Raw genomic sequence first — 20,117 nt, 5'->3', positions numbered from 1 at the left:
TGATGCGTTTGAGTTGGCTCGCCTCAAGTCCGCCATACTTCGCTTTCCAATTGTAAAGTGTTGCAGTACTGATGCCGTGCTCACGGCAAAGATCCGCGGCGGAGGTTCCTCCATCATACTGTTTGAGAATTGACACAATCTGTGTCTCTGTGAATCGACTTTTTTTCATGTTCCCTAAAGTTAAAAATTCCTACTTTTGAATTCTTCGCTTTTTAGGGAAGCTTACGCAGTCACTTGTTATTTCAGGCTTGTGTATCTGCTAAACTCTTAAAGGAAGATCCCGGTCTCCGAACATGGATATACAACACATCAAGGCGCAATTACAACAAAAACATTCTTGTTCGGAGAAACCGTGAACTTATCAACAAAGATGTCGCATATTTACTAGTAGTGCTAAAACGATCCACTAGGAGTCTAGCAGAATCATTGCCTTTTTTTAGCCTATTAAGTTTTAACATGACAATTAAGCAAATCGTTTCTCTAGGATTTCCGGTTAGTATCGGAAGGATTCATCCATAACCGCATCAAGCAATGGTAGACTTCCTTAATAATGAATCATACGAACATCCGGAGTAACAATCACTCGCTAAGTCTCCTATCGCAGAGGAGTAAAAGGCGAAAAAGTACCATATGAAAACTTTTCAAGTTCAGAACGAACATTATCAAAATGATTGTGAATCGCTTTAAAGTGGGAATCGGCCTTGGGTGAAAAGAACGCAAATCGAATGTTTCCATCACAAAAACCCTGATTTGAAATCTCATCAAATGCTTTTTCGGCCTGCTCAATAACACTCTTAAGAATTCCCGAAACCCTATCAAGAGTGCCACTGTATCTTGTATCACGTTTTGCTTCCCTATCTACCAATGTACACATCATAGTCATCATAAGTCTCTGCCGAATCCCAACGTGAGGATATTTATTTAAATGAAGGGTATATTCATCTACACCGGACACTTGAAACAATCTGTACATTGAATAAATCGCATAAGCCCAAACAAAAATTATTATTTCCAAATCGGCATAAAAAGGACGCAGTTCATCTTTTACATCAGTACTATTTTCAAAAGCAAATATTATTTCACGAAAAGCAATTTGCGCAGCATAACAGTCAGCATCATATTCAAGGGTTTGACTATTCATTGGTGACAATGATTTACCCTCGCGAAGCAAATTCTCTTTGTAATCAACATGTCCAAACACTATGTGAGCATATTCGTGCATTGACAGAAATTTTGTCGCCCAACTAGTTAGGACCTGAGCTAGGATTGCCCTTGTACTGTCACGAGGAATTATATTCTCGTTTGGATTTTTCTCAATGGCAAGTTCCTTTATTTCTGTCGTGGCCGCAAAATTGATTTTCTGCGTCTCACCTTCCTTCGAAGGATCGCCAAATTGTCTAAGAATTTTGCAACTTGACAGCATTCTACAAAACAAATCATTAAGAATAAACGACGTCGCGACGTTAATTCCTATGAAATATTTTCCTTCACTTTTGCCCGCCGATGCTCCCAATTTAGAACTAGCTATAAGATGGACGATCGGAATCGGATAATGCACTCTATTTTTCCTGATTGCGGAAATTTGTCCATTCGTCCCTTTAATGATATTATCAAGAAATTGTTTCGCTGGCTCTGGCAATTGATGGGTATCGTAATAACCACCTTTGGACTTAAAGACAGCATCAAATCTCCACAGATCCAAAAAATCCTCATTATCCATTTGTTTGATTGTGGAGCCTCCCCCTGGAGTTGCTACAATTGCATTTATCAAATCTCGATTCTTGCCGCTCATTTTTCTATTATAAATCCAAATTCCATTTCATCTCCCATCCAACATCTTCTGCAACAACGCAATCTTCTCATCCTTCTCTTTCAATAACGCCTCATTCAACTGCTCAATCTTCGCATGAGCTTCAATCAATTTATCCAACGGATTAAATGTGCAGTTGTGGTAAGGGCCGCGGCCGCCTGGCCCAAAGTCGCTTGCATGGGAGTTCGACCCCTCATAGTTATTCTGAATATTATTAATCACTGCTTCTTCATTATAATTTTGGATAACTTCTGGCGAGAAGCCAAGAACCTTGGCGATGCGGCCCAGGGTAACATCTTCGATAGTTTCGCTTTGTTCAATTTTTGAAACGGCCTGTTGGCTGATGCCCAACGCCTCGGCCATGGTTTCCTGTTTTATTTCCTTGAGTTCGCGCAGTCGGGCGATCTTGCGGCCAATGTGTGCAGTCTTTGTCATAAATCAAATGTACAGAATTTGATGTTTGTTAGATGGCCCTGGCGATAGTTTTTGCCTCCGTGGTCTTTACAAATATGCCCCCTTACCCCAGTAGGTCCCTCTGTCTCCCCGGCCCTTTGCCAACCTGCTCCCCAACAAAGCCACCGAAAACTGACACCCCACAAATAAGATATTCAAAACCCTGCCCAAAAAAGGACGTATACCCAAACTGTCCTTCACTGCCCTGAACATTTAGCCGTATTGTCTCTGTGCCGTGAATCACATTCTAACCAAACCCAAAATCACCTCGATCATGAAAGCGTCCTTCCTAATCCTCTCACTTGCTTTAGCCGCCACGTTAAATCTCCAGGCACAAACCGCCCAGGACACGCTCGACATAAAACGCGTAGCCCTGGCCTACATCGAAGCCCAACACACACCCAACCCCAAGCTCATGCAAGACGCGCTACATCCCCGGTTGGTGAAGCGATCCGTTTTCAAAAACAAAGCAACAAAGAAAGACTACGTCTCCGAATTCTTCGCCGAGAACATGATCATTCTGGCCGAGAGCTATAACGTGAAAGGAGACAAGTTCCCAAAGAACCCCCGCAAAGAAGTGAAGCTGCTTGACATCTCTGCCCGAACAGCCTCTGTTAAATTAATAGCCGATGCCTGGATTGACTACATGCACATTGTAAAAACCAATGGAGAATGGAAAATTATAAATGTGCTTTGGCAGTATAATGATTTGGCTGAGCATCAATAAGGATTGGGTATTGTAAATGCCTGTTTTGCACGTTCAGTGCGATAGTAAAGTTTTTCTTATTCGTTTTCGTGCATTTCATAGCCCCGCTCAGGGGCCGCGGAGGCCCCGCATGTCTCCATCAGGGCTAGATTCGATCCGCACATGCCCCTGCCAGGCCAAAGATAGAATCAGGCCCTGATGGAGACATGCTGGAGGGTGGGTGTGGGCATGGGTGTGATGTAATTCTGACTGGCGTTGTAAAGAGGTTGTCCTGATCAGACAACCTCTTTTTTATTTCGCGCAAGTCTTCCCATGTTCACTTCAGCGGTGTGATCGGGATGCTGGTTTTTAATCCCCACAATTCTGCTTTCGAATTGTCGGCGTCGTTGGTCCACGTCCATTTGTAGTACACGCCCAGGTTCACCTTTGCCGTGTTGCCAAAGCCGTAGTAGTAGATGCCCGCGGCCAGGCTTCCGAAGTTTGCCATCTTAAACGCATCGCGATCGGCCTTGTCTATGAAGTTATACTCGCCAAACACATTCAACGCCACCGCCCGAATGGGCGCCACAATGGTTTCGAACGACAGGGTGTTGGTCATAAATTGTTTGTAGGCATTGGGGTAGGCCGTTTGAGGTTTCACCACCACGCGCGTGGTGTTTGTGGCGGGGTCTACCTGTGTCGATTCAATGTCGTAGATCGTTTTCTTGGTGAGCTGCGAAATGTTGTTGCCGCGGCCGCGCTGCAAACCCATGTTCACATAAATAAAATTAGGTCTGAAGGGCTTCCACCGAAAGTCTTCCTTGTTCCAGAAAAAATATCCGCTCAGGGTGAGCTTGCCCGACCACGACGCATAGGCCTGTTCGGTAATCTGGTTGGCAAAGGCCGCGTTGGCGTCGTAGAACGAATACTTGGCGTTGTCGTGCTTCGCGGTCACGCTCAACCAGAAGAGCCGCTTAAACGTGTAGGCCACATCGGTTTTCGAAAAGCTTTTGCCTGCCACCTTTTTAGCAAACGCTTCTTTATATTCAAACTTTGTTGAATTGGTGTTGAGACTAAAATTACCCTTCTCCAATTCGTCAAAGTTGGCGGTGTATGTGCCATCATAAAACCAGCGGCTTGGGCCCAGCAAAAAATTCACGGTGCCGTTCAACGAAAACACCGGCAGAGCCTTTTGGTCGAACACTGCCGACAGGTTTGTGGTGGTGCCCACATTGCCCCCCACCTGAAAGAACGTTCCGTTCCACCCCTTCGGCTGAAAGCCGCCCTTGCCTTCCACCACCGTTTTGTCGGTGTTGTAGCTCAGGCTCACCCCTTCCTGGAAACCGCCAAGCAAAGTTGTGAAATCCGTTCGTCGTGTCTGCCTGAAATCTTTGGCGCCTTCCGTTTCCTGCGCCCATACACAAGCACTGTCTGCAAGAAAAAAGATTAGCATCGTCACAAAAAAGCTCCACGGCACGCCGGGAGAAATACGTTTTTTAGAATACATCATAACAGGGGGTAGTTAGGTTTTCTATTACAAACAAAAAGCCCATCTCTCCTGCACGCGGCAGAACAGATGGGCTCATGTCTTGAACCTACAAAAAAAAGCCGACATCAGCATCAAACAAAAAGGTTGCCCGCAAAAACTGGCAACCTTTTTTGAAAAGGCGAAGCGCGCGTTACATCCGCTATCGCTGCGTGACCATAGTCAATCAGCGCGTAAAAGGATTTTCGGCAGACTGAATCGCATAAGAAATCATCATCGGACTTGACATATCAGAAAACAGATACTCACCACAGAAATTGATAAGCGAATAGCGATGCCCATCCCACATAATATATCCATACTCATTCGGATAATAACTAAGGAAATCACAAGGAATAATTTCATTACCGGCAGAATCGATTACACCCCAAAATTCTTCTTCTTTTTCTACACCTTTCACGGTAATCACTTTTTTTCTTGCCACGATAGCCTGTTTTCTTTCATTCATCGGGCTTTTCGCATTTGTATAACGATGGGAAATATTCACCAACTCCCCACGCGACGAGCAAAACGTGTAAAACCATGGCGGGCTTCCGGTGACATGGACCCTGATAAATCCATTCGTAAAATGCTTTTCTTGCAAAGAAATGTTATAGTCCAGAAGCCCGTCAAGCACTTTTAGGTTCACCGCGATGGTGTCGGCGGTTTTGGACTTCAAATTATACAACACGTAATGGTATTTCTTGGGCGGTGTGTTACCAAAACGAGCATAGGTCTTTGCTCTGTTCGTCAATGAATCCGGCAACTTTAAATTATACCGCTGATGGCGATATTGTATATCATCCTTGCTTACAAGTTCAAATGCTGGATTGTTAAGTTCTATTAAAACAAGACTATCCGACGTAACATTCAGATATTGAATTGCAGGATTGGGATCGATAACCCATTCACCTTTTGTATTCATAAGGCCATACCCATCATTCAGCGATGCCCGTGCAAAATTATATTCAAAGGGAAATCCCCAGGTTGCTTTGAGTGTGTCCTTCGTAATTAAGTTCACGTAGAATGCCCCCGAATGACCCTCCCCACGATATTCACGTGAGCTACACACTGCAATGTTGTGCGACACCGTAAACGCATCATAATCCTCTGCATACGGAATCACGATGTTGCCGTCATAATCGTAGCACGCATATTTTCCATCGGTTTTCACCTTCAAAAAAGCTCCTCTGGCTTCTGCCCAATCGTGCTTTGGAGGGATAATGTTCTTACCCTTAGCGGTGTATAGTCCGCACTTTCCCCTGCAAACCCACAAATAATTTCTCCCAGGTTGCGACAGCACGCGAAAATCACGAACCGGCTCTGGCATAATTCTTTCAAAATCAGCATTAAGGATATATTTACCTTTTTCCTTTGGACCGGAATAGTCAACAATAAGAGAAGGCATATAAACTATAATGTTCGGCAGGAGTTTATCAACCACAAACCCAATTTTTTTGCGATTGTCTGCCACTGTCCCCAGAACAGAATCTGCTTGTTGAAAATATTTTACAAATACAGGGTTAGTATACTTTAGCCTGAGCCGACAAACAATCTTATCCGAAGGACGATGTTTTATGGTTATCTCAATAAATCGCCGCCGCTGCACGATGGTTGCCAACTTCAAATCTTCAACGGCGCTATAACCTGGCCTACTCGCCAACCACACATCATCGTATCGCCTTTGTAACCTGCTGCTGCCAAATCGCAGAAAAGAAGTCCCGCCAACTGTCCAAACATCGTAATATTTCTCACCCTGTTGTGGTGGCGCGGTTGTCCGTGCCGGAATAGATTGAGGGATCGAATCATTGTAGGAAGCACACAAACAATCCTTGAATGTACTTTTGCCCGCCAGATGTTCGCCTTTGTAGTATAAACGTCGTTCCGTTGCCTTCCCATTCACAAATTTCTTCCTGATGCACCATCCCATCTCCCTTGGCAGCAACGAATCTTTTTCAACAATTTCTCCCTTTCGATTGAAGCGCTCCTCTACAGAAAAAGAAGTTCTCCTGAAATACTCATCCCGCGCAATCTCAAAGACATAGTAGTGAGAATGATAGGTTACCCTTCGTTGTTTTAATTTCTTATTCTTGTAAAAACTGGTCTTCTCGATGGTGCTATCGAGTTTCTCCTGACGAAGCTGCTTAAGAAACTTTCCAATATTTTCCTCTTGAGCGTGAACCCGGCCGATAGACAATACGCCCAGGGCGATAAGTAAGATTCTTACAAACAAGTCACATGTGGTTTTCGATAATAGCCTACAACGTTTCAATGAAGCCTTCTTTTTTATCAACTACTTCGGCTTCCGCCGATCAATCGTGCTCTTACCCTTCTTGCGATCTTCCGTTTTCAAATCATACAAATACGCAAGGCTCACACGAAACCCCTGGCTGCGCGATTGCAGCGGATCTTGAAAGTAGTCCTGGTTAAAAGTGCCGTTCGATTTGGCGATGTAGCTGTGGCCAAGTTCGTAGCGAATGGTGAACATGATGCGTTGGCGTTGGCCGGGTTCAAACACGGCGCCGGCCACCAGGTTCAGGCCCAGTTGCAGGCGGTTGGGAACGTCAACATTCATTTCGTCGTCGGCTTGTGCGTCGGGGCTTTTCTTGAACACGATTTTGTAGTGCACTTCGTCGAAGTTGTTTGCCTTCAGCTCGCTGGTGTAGAGTTTGCCTTTGCCGCCGAGCCAGTAGCTCACGTTGGGGCCCACGCCGAGAAAATATTTGAACTCTTTGCTCTTGCCGATCTTGCCCTTGAAGTCTACGGTGTAGCTTATGGGCATGTCGATGTAGCGATAGGTAGATGTGTTTTTGGTGAGGGGATCGTCTTTGCCTTGCAGCACGCGACCCTTGGTGGCATAGAGCAGTGAGGTGTGCAGGAAGAAGCGTTTGCGCACTTTAAATCCGAGATGCCCGCCCACATGATAGCCAAAGGTTGGCGACACTTTGTAGGCGCTCTTCAGATCTTTGTCGCCAAACGAAGTCCAGGAATAGTTAGCGCCCACCTCTGGTCCCACCAAGACCTGCGAAAATGTGGAAGTGCCAACCAGCAGGAGGGCAATCGAAAAAAAAGTTTTCACTTTAGGTTTGTGTTTCAGGTAGTTAAAAAAATCCCTGCAAAATTAATGCAAAGCGCTCAAGTTACTGAACATAGGCTATCAATAAAAACAAAAAACGTTGTATATTCGTGAGTTTACGGTGAATCAACTGCTTACCTATCGCAGTGGAAATGCATAAATAACAATTTTTTTAGCTGGCACAGGAAGTCGGTTTAATTTTTGGAGTGACTTTTACGCCTCTGCCCATATAAAGAAGGAATGCGCTATTTTTTTAACTGTTGTTTTGGCTTGCTCCTGCTGTGCTGTAACTCTGTACATGCGCAAAACTATCCTGTCTACAACAGTTTTTACGTCAACCCTTTCCTCTACAATCCGGCCGAAGCATTAACCGATTATACGCAGGTTTATGCCCTCTACAGGCAACAATGGACCAACGTTGAGGGTGCCCCCACCCTCGCCGCCGTCACCATCACCTCCATGATGAACGAGTCGCGGGCCGGTGTGGGCGGCAAGATTTCGTCCTACAAAAGAGGCCTGCTCAGCACCACCGATTTTTCCATTTCCTATGCCTATGGAATTCCCATGGGGCAAAAAAACTGGCTCTTTTTGGGACTTTCCGGCGGCGGCATCTCCAACACCATCGACCTCACCAAGGTTGCCGACCCCAGCGACCCCGCCATCGCAAACTATCTGGCCAATAATTTTCAACCGGCGGCGGGCTTCGGCTTTCTCTATCGTGCGGGCTCGGGCCTGAACGTGGGCGTGTCGCTGCCACAGCTTTTCCCACCCAAGTTCAACGCCGACGCCAGCTTCTCCAGCACCACCGTGTCGCCGTCAGACAATGTGTTTGTGTCCATCTACTACAAGCGCAAAGTGGAGAGCCGCATCGTGAGCAAGGGCAAAGGCGGTTTGAAGCGCAATGTAAAAACCCAGGAAGCTATTGCGCCCCTGGAGTTTTATTTCAACTACAAGTATTCGAAATTTGGGAACAGTCAGTTCGAGTTTCTGGGCAAGCTCAACCTGAGCCAGCACTTTTGGGTGGGTGGCTCCTACCGTTTGCCTTATGGTTTCACGGGCAATGTGGGCATCAGCACCGAGCGGTTTCTCATAGGCTATAGCTATGAGCCGGGCAATCAGCCACAAGATGGTTTTTCGCAAGGCAGCCACGAAGTGATTTTAGGATTGAAGCTGGGCAAGCAGAAGAAGTTTAAACGCAACGCTCCGGTGCTGCGCTCAACCTTAACCAAGTCGCCCACCGAAAAACACACGGCGCGCTTCCAGGAAACGACCGAAGATCCAAACGCGATCAACCAGACCACAGAAGTGGAAGCGAAGAAACGCTACTTCGTGGTGATCCGCGTGTTTGCCGACTTCACCGCCGCCGACGGCTACAAGCGCAAACTCATCAACGACAAGTTTAACGCCGAGATCTTCTACAATCCGGCCGATAAAAAATATTACGTGCATGTGTTAGAGACGCAGAAAGCTGCCGAAGCGCACGAAGAAGTGCGGAACCTGAAAACATACACCAAACTGAAAGAAGCACGCGTCATGATTGTGACAACGAAATAGCACGATGGCCTACGATACACCTATGATACGGTTACATTTTAAAGCATTCGATGCATTTATGGCACTATGAAGCAAGTTCATACCCTGTTCAGAAAGTCCGTTGCCCTCCTGGTTTTGATGCTCGCCGTTGCCACCGTGGCGCTGGCGCAGAAACCGGAAGTGCTGGCCGTCAACAAACTGTCGGCAAGCATGACGGAACGTGTGATCATTAAGGGAAATTATTTCGGCACCGACAAAACAAAGCTGGTGGTGTTTTTTGGCGCCGTGCAAGGCGAAGTGGAAATTGCCACCGAACAATTGCTGACCGTGCGCGTTCCCGCTGGCGCAACCTATCACGACATCTCCGTGTCGAAGCCGGCCACACCGGGATTTACCGGCTACTATCGCGAGCCCTTCCTCCTTTCATTTGGCGGACCTACCGGTTTCGACAAAACAAACCTGGGCCCCGAACAACATTTTCCGGCCGGCGTGCCCGTGCCCAACCAAGGCCTCTACGACATGTGCCTTTGCGATTTTAACGGCGACGGCAAAACAGACGTGGCCACCGCCCACACCGGCATTGCCGGCACCGTAAGACTTTTATTGAACGCTTCCACACCCGGCACCATCTCCTTCCCCTCGCTGCAAAACCAGGGACTGTCTTCAGCCCTCGGCACACTGCAAATAACCTGCGGCGACCTGAACGGCGATGGCAAACCCGACATGGTGCTTACCGAAACAGGCGACAAGCTTTTCATTTTCGAAAACACCGGCGGCGCGTTTAATCAAACCACCGTGAGCCTCGCCGGCAAGAAGCTGAGCCAGGTAAAAATTGCCGACCTCGACCAGGATGGCAAGCCCGAAATTATTGTGACCTCGCAAGCCACCAACGCCGTCTACATCCTGGTGAGTAAAGCCGCAGGCAGTTTCGACTTTGTTACCAACGCGCCCATGGTTGTGACCCTTCCCGATGCGAAGAGCACCGACGGTTTGGCGGTTGAAGATCTGAACGGCGACTTTCGTCCCGAGATCATCACCAACCAGTTTGTGACCACCAGCGACGTGTATGTGGTGGCCAACAAAAGCACACCCGGCACAATTTCGATGAGCGGCATCACTACCCTGCCCGTTGGCGGCACGGTGAAGAACCTGAAAGTTGGTGACCTGGATGGCGACGGCAAATCAGACATCGCCTTCACGCAACTTGCACCGGGCTCTAACCTGGGCATATTCCGCAACACCAGCACGCTCACATCCATTTCGTTTGCCTCGCCACAAAGCTTCACCACCACCAAATATCCCTGGGGCCTCGACTTTGGCGACCTCGATGGCGATGGCAAAACAGACATCGTGACCGGCTCCATCAACGACCTCGCCAAGGGCATCACCATCCTCAACAACAAGAGCACACCGGGCAGCCTCACCTTCACCAGCGACGCTGCGCCCACAACCTACATCAGCCGCCACATTGCCCTGGGCGATCTTGACAACGACGGCAAGTCAGACATCGTCTTCACCAGTGTTGACGACAACAACAACTCTGTGCCCGCATCGAAAATAACCGTGTTCAGAAACCGCACGTGCATGGTTCCCGAGATCACTCCCAAAGGACCGCTAAACGTTTGCTCCGGCGCACCGCTAAAACTCACGGCCACTAACGGCGGCGCCACCACCTATGTGTGGAACAACATCACGGCAGGCACAAGCTCGGCACCGGGCACCAACGAATTTTCGCCCACCGTTAGCGGCGACTATTCGGTGACGGCAACGTCTGAAGGTGGCGCGTGCAAAACCACATCGGGCATTGTGAAAGTAACCATCTCGGCAGGCACACCCGTAACGCCCGTGCCCGATCCGAAAGGACCCATTTGCATTGGCGGCACACTCAACCTTTCCATCCCATCGCTGGGCGGTTCCTACACCTATGAGTGGAGCGGCCCCAATGGCTACACCGGCACGGGAACAAACCCGGCTGCCATCACAGCCTTCAAACCCATCAACACCGGCATCTACACACTGGTGGTGAAAGACGGCACCTGCGTGGCGGGCACCAACACCATCACGGTCGATGCTGTGGCCATTCCCGAATTCTCGGTGCAATACACCGGCTCGAGCGTGGTGTGCCAACCGTCTGCAAAACTGTTCAAAGTGTTTCCGGATGTGAGCCTCACCGATTTCAACATTCAGTGGTTCGACAAAACCACCGGCGCAAAAGTGACGGGCAAAACATTTTCCATCAACGTAACGGGCGACTACTATTTCTCGGCCACCTCCACCAACCCCAGCTGCACCACACCGGTCTATTCCGACACGGTCACGCTGCTGTCGGTGGTCACACCATCGCCCGACTTCTCATTCCTGCCCACGGGTTCGGCCTGCAAGGGCGAAGAGGTGAGTTTCACCGACGCCTCCACGACCGACAGCGACCCCCGCGCCATACCCAACTATCTGTGGGACTTTGGCGACGGCAAAACATCGACCGATAAAATTGCCAAACACATCTACACAGCCACCGGCTCCTTCACTCCCAAACTCACGGTTTCGTATGCCGGCAATGCCTGCCCCGCCACCAAGACAAGCCCCACGGCGCTGGGCATCACAGCGGCGCCCGACATTGCCATTACCAACGCACTCAACAAATTCGATCTTTGTCCCAACGCCAGCCTGGTGCTGGGCGTGAGCAACACATTCACTTCCTACACCTGGAGCACGGGCGAAACATCGCCCACCATCACGGTGACCACCCCGGGCGACTATAGTGTGAACGTGGTGTCGACAAACGGCTGTAAACTAAAAGCCAACCAGATCATTGGCGAGCTTCCCGAGCCCACCGTTACCGCGCAGGCTGTGCCCGAAGAAATTAACGAAGGCGAAAGCGCACAGCTTAGCGCCGACGGCCTGGAAGACTATAGCTGGACACCCAACGAAACACTTTCCAACGCCACCATCTTTAACCCCGTAGCCACGCCGTTGAGCTCCACCACCTACACCGTGACGGGCAGCGGCACCAACGGCTGCACGGGCACCGCCACCGTGGCGTTGCGTGTGAAAGGCGAAGCCATTGTGACCAAGCTCAAGCCCGGAAACTTTTTCTCGCCAAACGGCGATGCCGTGAGCCCCTATTGGACGGTAGAGAAAATTGAAGAGTATCCCCAATGCGAGATCACCATCTATGACGACAAGGGTGTGAAGGTGTTCAAAGCGAAACCTTATGAAAACAATTGGGACGGAACCTTTAATGGAAAACGACTGCCGGATGGCGTTTACTACTATATCATACGTTGCGAGGGTGAAGAAAGCGTGCCCAGATCGGGAAGCATAACGCTGCTGAGGTGAGTTGGGATGATGTTTTAATGCAGTTTTCCGCGGTTTCTGTTTTTTGGTATTTTATTTGAATGCGGCGCGCCGAACGGTAACCCTACGCGAAACCTTACATGCGAGGTTACGGCACCGATTGAAATGAAATATAAGAATTGAAATGCCCCACCTTGGTGGTAATTTATATTGGCTTTGTTTTCAACCTACTGAACCTATGAAAAGGTACGTCTATTTGTTCGCTGTGTGCCTGAGCATGTGCTTTTGTGCAACGGCTTCTTTTGCCCAGGTCGGCACTGAAATTTGCGCCAATGGTATTGATGATGACGGCGACGGATTCATCGATTGCTTCGACAAAGATTGCGCCAACAAAACAGTCTGCACCGGCGGCTATGTGGGCAACGACTTGCTCTGCGAAGTAAAGCCCTCGCAATTCCCAGCCTTCACCCTGGCCCTCGAATCGGCCTCGCCCGACGGAACCGCCAATCACCTTGGCCGTGCCGTGATAGGCGACATTGATGGCGACGGCACACCGGAAATGATGACGGTGAACAAATATTCCAAGAAACTCTTTATCCTCGAAGGCAAGGCCACCGTCACCCCCCCTGCCACCGTAGGCGTAAACAAAATCAAACTTCAAAAAACAGTCACCTTCACGCCGGCCTACGAAGACATCGCCATTGCCAACCTCGACAACGGGAACGGCAAGTGCGGTGAGATTTTTATTTTGGGAACAGACTGGAGTTTGTATGCCTTCGACTGTACCCTCACACAACTTTGGGTAACCAAACTTCCCGGCGACCCCGGCACCATTGGCATCGCCGACTTTAACGGCGACGGCAAAGAAGAAATCTATGCCCGCAACGCCATCTTCAACGCACAGACAGGTGCCACCATTGTAGCGCCCACGGCAAGCTGGTCGAACTTTAACGGCGGCCCCGTGGCCGTTGACGTGCTGGTGGATGGAACCGCCACCGCACACAAACCCACCGATGTTGTGAAAGACGACAACCTTGAACTGGTGGCCGGCGGTGTGGTGTTTAGCGTGAACATTGGCGCCGGCACCATCACCAGCCAAATGACCATTGCCAACTATGGCAAACGCGTAGACATTGATGCCACCAGCGTGGCCGACATTGACCTGGATGGTTCGCTTGACGTGGTGGCTTCCGGAAAAAATACAACAGACGGCAACACCACCATCTTCTATTGGAACCTGGTGACCGGCAACGTGAAGACCTACGCCGACCCGATGGCGGGCAACGTAACCATTCAAGCCTGCCCTCCTTCTACCAAAGCCTACTATGCCAACGGATGGCACCAGGGCACGGGCCGCGTGAACATTGCCGACCTCGACGGCGACGGCAAACCCAACCTGGCCTATGTGTCGGGAAAATATCTGTATGCCCTGAAAGACGATCCGGCCAACGCCACCAAGCTGGTGCCGCTGTGGCCCAAGGTTACCGTGTTTGAAGAAACATCAGGCAACACAGGCTGTACCCTCTTCGACTTTAATGGCGACGGCAAATCGGAGATCGTTTATCGCGACGAAAAATTCATCTACATCATAGACGGCACCGATGGCTCTGTGTTCACGCAACAACCTTGTGTGTCACGTACCAACCGCGAGTTTCCGATTGTGGCCGATGTGGACGCCGATGGCTCGACCGAACTTTGCGTGACCTGCCGCACCGTAGACTTTGTGTTGAACGGAACCATTACCGACCCGACCGATCCCAACTACGGCGCTGCCGACAGAACAAATTTCTGCGACATCAACCAGGCGGAGTTTTCGCAAGTGCGTGTGTACCGCTCGGGTGCAGAACCCTGGGTGCCTGCGCGCCGCGTGTGGAACCAGCACGGCTACTTTAACGTGAACGTGAACGACAACCTCACCATTCCCAGAATACAGCAAAAACATCACCTCGCGTTCTCCGAAAATGTGTGTACGGTTGGTAAGAACCGTCCCCTCAACAGCTTCCTCAACCAATCGCCTTTCCTGAACTCGCTCGGCTGTCCTAAATATGCGTCGCCCGATCTCGCGTTTGTAGACAATTCGCTGGTGGTGAACCAGCCCACATGTCCTTCGCTCAACTTCACGGTGTCGTTCAAAATCAAAAACAAAGGCGACAACGGATTGAGTGGCGACGTGCCCATTTCGTTCTACGACAACGACCCCACCAAAGTGGGCGCCAAAAAGCTGAACACCACAAAGGTGAAACTCACCAACCTCGCCGTGGGAACCGAGCAGACCATCACCAACATAACGGTGAACGGCCCCGGCTCGAACTTCACACTCTACATTGTGCTGAACGACGGTGGAACCACCGTGCCCACGCCCATCAAATTGCCCAACACCAATTTTATTGAGTGCGACTATGGCAACAACATCATCTCTTCGCCTGTAACGCCGCTGCCCGTGAAGCTCACCGCGCAAAAGGTGCAGGACAACATTGTCTGCTCCGGAAGCGGCACACCCGACAACGGATCGGCCAAGGCGTTCATAAACGTGTCTGGCGTGCCCAACTCGACCGACTATAATTTCTACTGGTCTGCCGGCACGGTGGTTAAACCAACACCCGACTTTGTGGGCGCTGTCATTACCGGCCGTCCCAAAGGAACCTATACTGTATTTGCTGTTCACAAAACAGCGAAGTGTAGCTCCGACACCGTGAAGGTTGATATCGGCGAAGTGCAAAGCAACTTCAGCATCCGCATCGACCTGGTGAACGGTCTCACCAATTGCGTAGACACTCCCAACGGCGAACTCACTGCAGTGGTGCTGGACGGTAGCGGCAACGTGGTGACCGGCGCCAATTTGAACAAGTATTCTTTTGCCTGGTATCAGGGCACGGATGTGTTGACCGATCCCAAAATTGGTAACACCCAAAACAAAGCCGGCCTGGTGGCGATAACCTACTCCGCGCTGGTCATCGAGAAGGCCACAGGCTGTCAGCGTTTCGATTCCTATAACCTTCCCGACAACACCGTGGCGCCGAACCTCACCGTGACCAAAGAAGATGTGTTGTGTTCCAACACCACATCCGGAAAAGCATCGGCATTGGTTGATGGTGTTACGGCAGGCTATAAATTTGAATGGTATCGTGGCTCGTCTGTGAAAGCCGTTGCCGACTTCACCGGCGACACCTTCAACAACCTGGCACAAGGCGACTATACGGTGGTGGCTACCAAAACGAGCACCAAGTGTAAGTCGGCACCCAAGAAAATCACCATCATCAAAACCGTTCCGCCCGACATCACCGTAACCAAATCTGCCGACCAGATTTCGTGCGATGCCTCTGCCCCTACGGGCGCAGCTTCCGTGACGGTTGTGGGCAACCCTGCTGACTTTACCTTCCAATGGTATGTCGGACAGAACACCGTGAACGCCATTGCCGGTGCCACACAATCTACCGTAGATCAGTTGGACGGAAACTCATACTACACCGTGAAGGTGAAAAGCAAAATCACCGGATGCGAGGCCACCGAAGAAGTGCACATCGACGACAAGGTTATTCCTTTGTCGCTCATCACGATCGACCTCACAGCCAATTCAACCTGCGCGCCACGCAACGGCACCATAGAAGTGAAAGCCGTTTCGCTCGACGGTCCTTCCGACTATGAGTTCCTCTGGTTCAACGGCACGTCCGAAAAAGCATCGTCAGATTATCCAGCCAACAAAACAAACATCCTCAGCGGCATTCCCGATGGCGACTACACCGTGAAGGCTGTTCATAAAGTAAGAAAGTGTGCTACCCCCGCCAAGACGGTGAAGATTCTGAATGGCATTGTTCCGTTCACCATCGACCTGACGAGCTCCACACCCCCCACGGACTGTAACTTAACCGAAGGTATCCTGAACATCGGTGTGTCGAACGCCAACATCAACGGCTATGACTTTAGCTGGTTCACCGGCGGCGCAGCACCGGGCACCGCGCTTCCTGCCACGGCTGCTGTTTCGAGCACATCTTCAACCTCATCGCTCACCAAACTCGCACAGGGAACCTACGGCGTGACGGTGACCAACCGCGACACCGGATGTCCTCAAAGCACATCGTTCTTCCTGAAAGCCTTAAACTCTCACCAGCTTGACTTCGTGTCGAAACAAGACATCACCAACTGCGTGCCGGGCAAAGGCGGAGAAATTGTGGTGGAGCTGACCAACCTTGAACCTGGCTTTACCAACACAGCCTATTCGGTATACCTGTTCCCCGGAACAACAGATCCCGGAACATCGTCTGGAACGTTGTTGCCCAACGTGGGCGCAACAGATCAATACGCAACCCTCGCCCCGCTTGATCCGGGCGACTATACACTGGTGGCCATCTCTAACGCCGCCATCACCGTGGGTTGCCGCGCGCAACAAACCGTGACCGTGAAGCAAGTCACCACCGATCCTGTGATCGACGGCGACCCCACGGCATCCATCATCACCACCAACACGTTCTGCAAGACCTCTGCAACCAACGTGGGCAACGGTTCCATCTTCGTGGACGTGGCTGGCACACCTACCGACTTTGACTATGCGTGGTCAAACGGACAGACCACACAAACGGCCTCAAACCTGGTGCCCGGCGACTACAAAGTGCGCGTCACCTACAACACCCTGGTGAACCAGGGTTGTTTTGTGGACCGTTTCTTCACCGTGCCCAACAAACCCATGGATCTTTCTGTGAACATGGCCAACGGCGATCTGCAAACCGCCGACGTTTTGAACTGTGACCCTGTGACCGGAAAATCGGCCGCGGTTATTGGCTCGGTGTTCTTCCAGAACATACAGGTAGACAACAGTCCTATTGCCGCACCGTTTACCGGCTACAACTTCGATTTCAGAAGAGAAGACACCACCCCTGTAGCAGATGCCGACGGCAACGGGCAGGGTTGGGATAGACTAAGCATGCTGGCTGTGGGCAACTACTATGTGGTAGCCACCGACGTTGCCAGCAGCTGCGACATCACCGCCAGCTTTGCCATTCTCGACAAAACACCGAACACAGTCGACATGGACCTGCTGGCCTTCCGCAACGATGTGCATTGCGTGGCACCGATGCCCGGCTTCCTTGAAATTGCTCCGAAAGGAAACAGCACCACCGGTTATGCCATTGAATGGTATTCTGCATCGGCGGCCCCTGGCGATCCTGCCCTGGCCACTACCGCCCACTTCGATTTCTCTGCCGTTACCTTCACCACATCGAGTTTCAAAGTGGTGGTGAAAAACAACAGCAACGACTGCGTGGCGGATCAGATCTATGCCGTGCCGCCCAGGAAGAACCAGATCCTTATCGACGCAAGCTCCACACCGCTCACCTTCTGCGTGAACGAAGATGGCACAGCCCTGGCATCGATTCTGTTTGGTGGCTTGGATGACGCCGGTGTTCCCAACGCCATCAATCAAAACGCCTTCAACTTTGTGTGGAGCACCGGGCAGACCACGCGCGAAATAAAACCGCTGGGCGCTGCCAACCTGGGCACCGTGTTGAAAGTGTACGCCATCGATCCTTCAGACGCCATCACCGATCCGGTAACCAATCTTCCCCTTTGCGTGAGCGACACGGTGGATGTGATCTTGCTGGACCAACGCGTCTACCCTCCGGTTACGGCTGAGGCTTTAATGCCGGTAACGAATTGCGATCCCACCATACCCAACGGTGTGGCCACCGCTTCGGTGAATGGCGATTTCATCAACTACGATTTCACCTGGTATGAAGGTCTTCCCCCCGTGGCCGCACTCCCCGTCTTCTACAGCGGTGTGCAAGCCGATGGCCTGAAGCCCAACATGGCGCCAGACAACACCGTCTATACCGTGCAAGCTACAGACAAGATTACCGGTTGCTCGAACACCACAACCATCCAGATCAACTACAGCCCCGTGGCCATCCCGATGCCGCAGATCGAAATCCTGTCGCAGGTAACAAGCTGCGACACGGACCATCCGAACGGCTCACTGAGCATTTCGGTAGATCAGAACATCAGCGACTATGTGTTCGACTGGTACATTGGCCAGGTCGAAAAAGCCACCGCCGATTTTGTGGGCAATCAATACGACAGTCTTGCCATAGGTTTCTATTCGGCCACGGCCACCAGCATCATCACAGGTTGCAAATCGCCGCTGGTGAGCGAAGAGCTTATCTTCGTGCCGGTGTATCCGGAGTTTGATTTCGAAATTAAAGAAACACATTGCACCGCGGCCGTTGACAGCAACAGTCCCACACCCGATGGAAGCCTCGCGCTGTTCATCACCAACAGTGTGGAAATAGGCAAGATCGAATGGTTCCAGGGCAACACGCTGATTCAAACCGGGCCCATCGCCTCCAACATAGACCGTGGCGACTACGAAGTGGAAGTAACATCGCTGCTCGGATGCCCGACCACAAAAACTGTATCGGTGAAGACGGACATCCGCCCCTTCAACGGTGTGTCGCGCAACGGCGACGGCTCTAACGACATCTTCAACATCGGCTGTATCGAAGCCTTCGATCAGAACAACGTGAAGATCTTTAACCGCGCCGGAACGCTGGTGTATGAAGCCGAAGGCTACGACAACAACGGTGTGTTCTTCGATGGCAAGTCCAACAAAGGCATCAGCCTGATGGGCAACAACCTGCCCGGCGGAACTTACTATTACATTATCGACAAACGCGACGGTTCGAAACCGGTGGCGGGATATCTGGAACTTGTTAATTAACCCTATACTCATGAGTACCCCTCTCAAGAGAATTTTTTCAACTTTTGCAGCGATGCTGGTGCTGCTGTCCTTCGCACACGGACAGCAGTATCCTGTTTTTACGCAGTACTATTTCAACGAGTTGGTCATCAACCCTGCCTATGCAGGAGCCCAGGTGCAACTGAGCATGACGGCCATGTACCGGAATCAGTGGATCAACTATCCGGGTGCCCCGAAGACGTACAACATCAGCGGCCACACGGCCCTGGCCAAAAACAAGGTGGGTGTTGGACTCATGATCAATCACGACGAAATCGGTAGCTACAAGAACGAGCACATCTATGCCAGCTATGCCTACAAGATCCATTTTCATGACGCCACACTGGCCATGGGGTTGCAGGCCGGCATCAACCTGCTGGGGGCAGACTATAGCAAGCTCGATCTGCAAACTACCAACGACCCGTCGTTCTACAACATTCTGAACACGGTGAAACCCAACTTCGGCGCCGGGCTTTTCTTCAGCAAGAAAAATTTCTTTATCGGCCTTTCCGTTCCGTTCATCATCAACAACCGGATTGCCAACACCGTGGAAGGATTGCTGGGTCAGCTGAAAGAATCACGCTACTATTTCCTGCGCAGCGGCGTGGTGTTGCCGTTAGATCGCTTCAACAAAGTGAAGATCAATCCATCGTTCCTCATTCGCACACAGGAAGGACAGCCCCTTAGCGTGGACCTGAACAACGCGTTCATTTTCTATGACGTGTTCAGCGCAGGTGTTTCCTATCGCACGGGCGATGCACTCATCACCTTCATCGATTTAAAGATCAGCGAGAAATTCCACTTCGGTTATTCTTATGACTGGACCCGTTCCGATCTCAACAACTTCTCGAACGGAACACACGAGTTCATGATCAACTACCGCACCCGCATCCGTGGTGTGCACAAAAATCCGGAATGTCCGCAGTACTACGACTACCGGTAGTTTAGTCTTGAGTCCTTAGTCTTGAGTCTTGAGTCCTTAGTATTGAGTATTGAGTATTGAGTCTTTAGTATTAA

12 protein-coding genes are annotated in these 20,117 nt (G+C 50.6%); 6 read left to right on the top strand and 6 right to left on the bottom strand.

Annotated elements, in window-relative coordinates; translation table 11 throughout:
- On the bottom strand, positions 1-169 hold a 169-nt coding region (locus JI741_RS29905; protein ID WP_202015941.1), incomplete at its 3' end, for a transposase.
- Between the two features lie 65 nt (positions 170-234).
- Here JI741_RS29905 and JI741_RS33175 point away from each other — a divergent pair.
- Positions 235-519: a TIGR04141 family sporadically distributed protein gene (locus JI741_RS33175; RefSeq protein WP_202015940.1), complete on the top strand. Its 285-nt coding sequence runs from the start codon at positions 235-237 to the stop codon at positions 517-519.
- 76 nt (positions 520-595) lie between these two features.
- On the opposite strand, the gene JI741_RS29895 is transcribed toward JI741_RS33175, so the two are convergent.
- Both JI741_RS29895 and JI741_RS29890 read right to left on the bottom strand, forming a co-directional pair.
- Positions 596-1,792 (bottom strand): hypothetical protein, encoded by a 1,197-nt coding sequence (locus JI741_RS29895; protein WP_202015939.1) that lies wholly within the window; start codon positions 1,790-1,792, stop codon positions 596-598.
- A 27-nt stretch (positions 1,793-1,819) separates the two neighbouring features.
- A complete protein-coding gene (locus JI741_RS29890) occupies positions 1,820-2,245 on the bottom strand; it encodes a helix-turn-helix domain-containing protein (RefSeq protein WP_202015938.1) in 426 nt (141 codons plus the stop codon).
- Between the two features lie 292 nt (positions 2,246-2,537).
- Here JI741_RS29890 and JI741_RS29885 point away from each other — a divergent pair, with 292 nt between their 5' ends.
- On the top strand, positions 2,538-2,990 hold the full coding sequence (locus JI741_RS29885; RefSeq protein WP_202015937.1) for a nuclear transport factor 2 family protein: 453 nt from the start codon (positions 2,538-2,540) through the stop codon (positions 2,988-2,990).
- Between the two features lie 295 nt (positions 2,991-3,285).
- Here the strand turns inward: JI741_RS29885 and JI741_RS29880 are convergent, their stop codons facing one another.
- The 3 genes from JI741_RS29880 to JI741_RS29870 all read right to left on the bottom strand — a co-directional run bounded on the left by JI741_RS29880 (position 3,286) and on the right by JI741_RS29870 (position 7,552).
- Positions 3,286-4,458 carry a hypothetical protein gene (locus tag JI741_RS29880; protein WP_202015936.1) on the bottom strand — a complete coding sequence of 391 codons (1,173 nt, stop codon included), beginning with the start codon at positions 4,456-4,458 and terminating at the stop codon, positions 3,286-3,288.
- A gap of 202 nt (positions 4,459-4,660) precedes the next feature.
- Positions 4,661-6,706, bottom strand: coding sequence for a WG repeat-containing protein (locus JI741_RS29875; RefSeq protein WP_202015935.1), 2,046 nt, complete (start codon positions 6,704-6,706; stop codon positions 4,661-4,663).
- A 60-nt stretch (positions 6,707-6,766) separates the two neighbouring features.
- Positions 6,767-7,552, bottom strand: a complete 786-nt coding sequence (locus JI741_RS29870; RefSeq protein WP_202015933.1) for an outer membrane beta-barrel protein — start codon at positions 7,550-7,552, stop codon at positions 6,767-6,769.
- A 237-nt stretch (positions 7,553-7,789) separates the two neighbouring features.
- Between JI741_RS29870 and JI741_RS29865 the strand changes: the two genes are divergently transcribed.
- The 4 genes from JI741_RS29865 (at position 7,790) to JI741_RS29850 (ending at position 20,043) form a co-directional block, all read left to right on the top strand.
- On the top strand, positions 7,790-9,103 hold the full coding sequence (locus tag JI741_RS29865; protein WP_202015931.1) for a PorP/SprF family type IX secretion system membrane protein: 1,314 nt from the start codon (positions 7,790-7,792) through the stop codon (positions 9,101-9,103).
- A gap of 66 nt (positions 9,104-9,169) precedes the next feature.
- Complete coding sequence (locus tag JI741_RS29860) at positions 9,170-12,418, top strand: FG-GAP-like repeat-containing protein (protein ID WP_202015929.1); 3,249 nt, start codon at positions 9,170-9,172, stop codon at positions 12,416-12,418.
- Between the two features lie 196 nt (positions 12,419-12,614).
- Positions 12,615-19,082: a T9SS type B sorting domain-containing protein gene (locus tag JI741_RS29855; RefSeq protein ID WP_202015927.1), complete on the top strand. Its 6,468-nt coding sequence runs from the start codon at positions 12,615-12,617 to the stop codon at positions 19,080-19,082.
- A 10-nt stretch (positions 19,083-19,092) separates the two neighbouring features.
- Positions 19,093-20,043, top strand: coding sequence for a PorP/SprF family type IX secretion system membrane protein (locus JI741_RS29850; RefSeq protein WP_202015925.1), 951 nt, complete (start codon positions 19,093-19,095; stop codon positions 20,041-20,043).
- Positions 20,044-20,117: the final 74 nt, after the last annotated feature.

It is taken from the genome of Chryseolinea lacunae, from assembly GCF_016735595.1.
In the GTDB taxonomy this organism is placed as follows: Bacteria; Bacteroidota; Bacteroidia; order Cytophagales; family Cyclobacteriaceae; genus Chryseolinea; species Chryseolinea lacunae.
Note: the sequence above shows the minus strand (reverse complement) of the source record. Positions and strands in the feature narration are given on the sequence as shown.

Excerpts from the sequence above, each read along its gene's own strand:
- JI741_RS29895 (WP_202015939.1), bottom strand. The coding sequence starts at position 1,792 with ATGAGCGGCAAGAATCGAGATTTGATAAATGCAATTGTAGCAACTCCA.
- JI741_RS29860 (WP_202015929.1), top strand. The coding sequence starts at position 9,170 with ATGAAGCAAGTTCATACCCTGTTCAGAAAGTCCGTTGCCCTCCTGGTT.
- JI741_RS29880 (WP_202015936.1), bottom strand. The coding sequence starts at position 4,458 with ATGATGTATTCTAAAAAACGTATTTCTCCCGGCGTGCCGTGGAGCTTT.
- JI741_RS29850 (WP_202015925.1), top strand. The coding sequence starts at position 19,093 with ATGAGTACCCCTCTCAAGAGAATTTTTTCAACTTTTGCAGCGATGCTG.
- JI741_RS29865 (WP_202015931.1), top strand. The coding sequence starts at position 7,790 with ATGCGCTATTTTTTTAACTGTTGTTTTGGCTTGCTCCTGCTGTGCTGT.
- JI741_RS29855 (WP_202015927.1), top strand. The coding sequence starts at position 12,615 with ATGAAAAGGTACGTCTATTTGTTCGCTGTGTGCCTGAGCATGTGCTTT.
- JI741_RS29885 (WP_202015937.1), top strand. The coding sequence starts at position 2,538 with ATGAAAGCGTCCTTCCTAATCCTCTCACTTGCTTTAGCCGCCACGTTA.
- JI741_RS29890 (WP_202015938.1), bottom strand. The coding sequence starts at position 2,245 with ATGACAAAGACTGCACACATTGGCCGCAAGATCGCCCGACTGCGCGAA.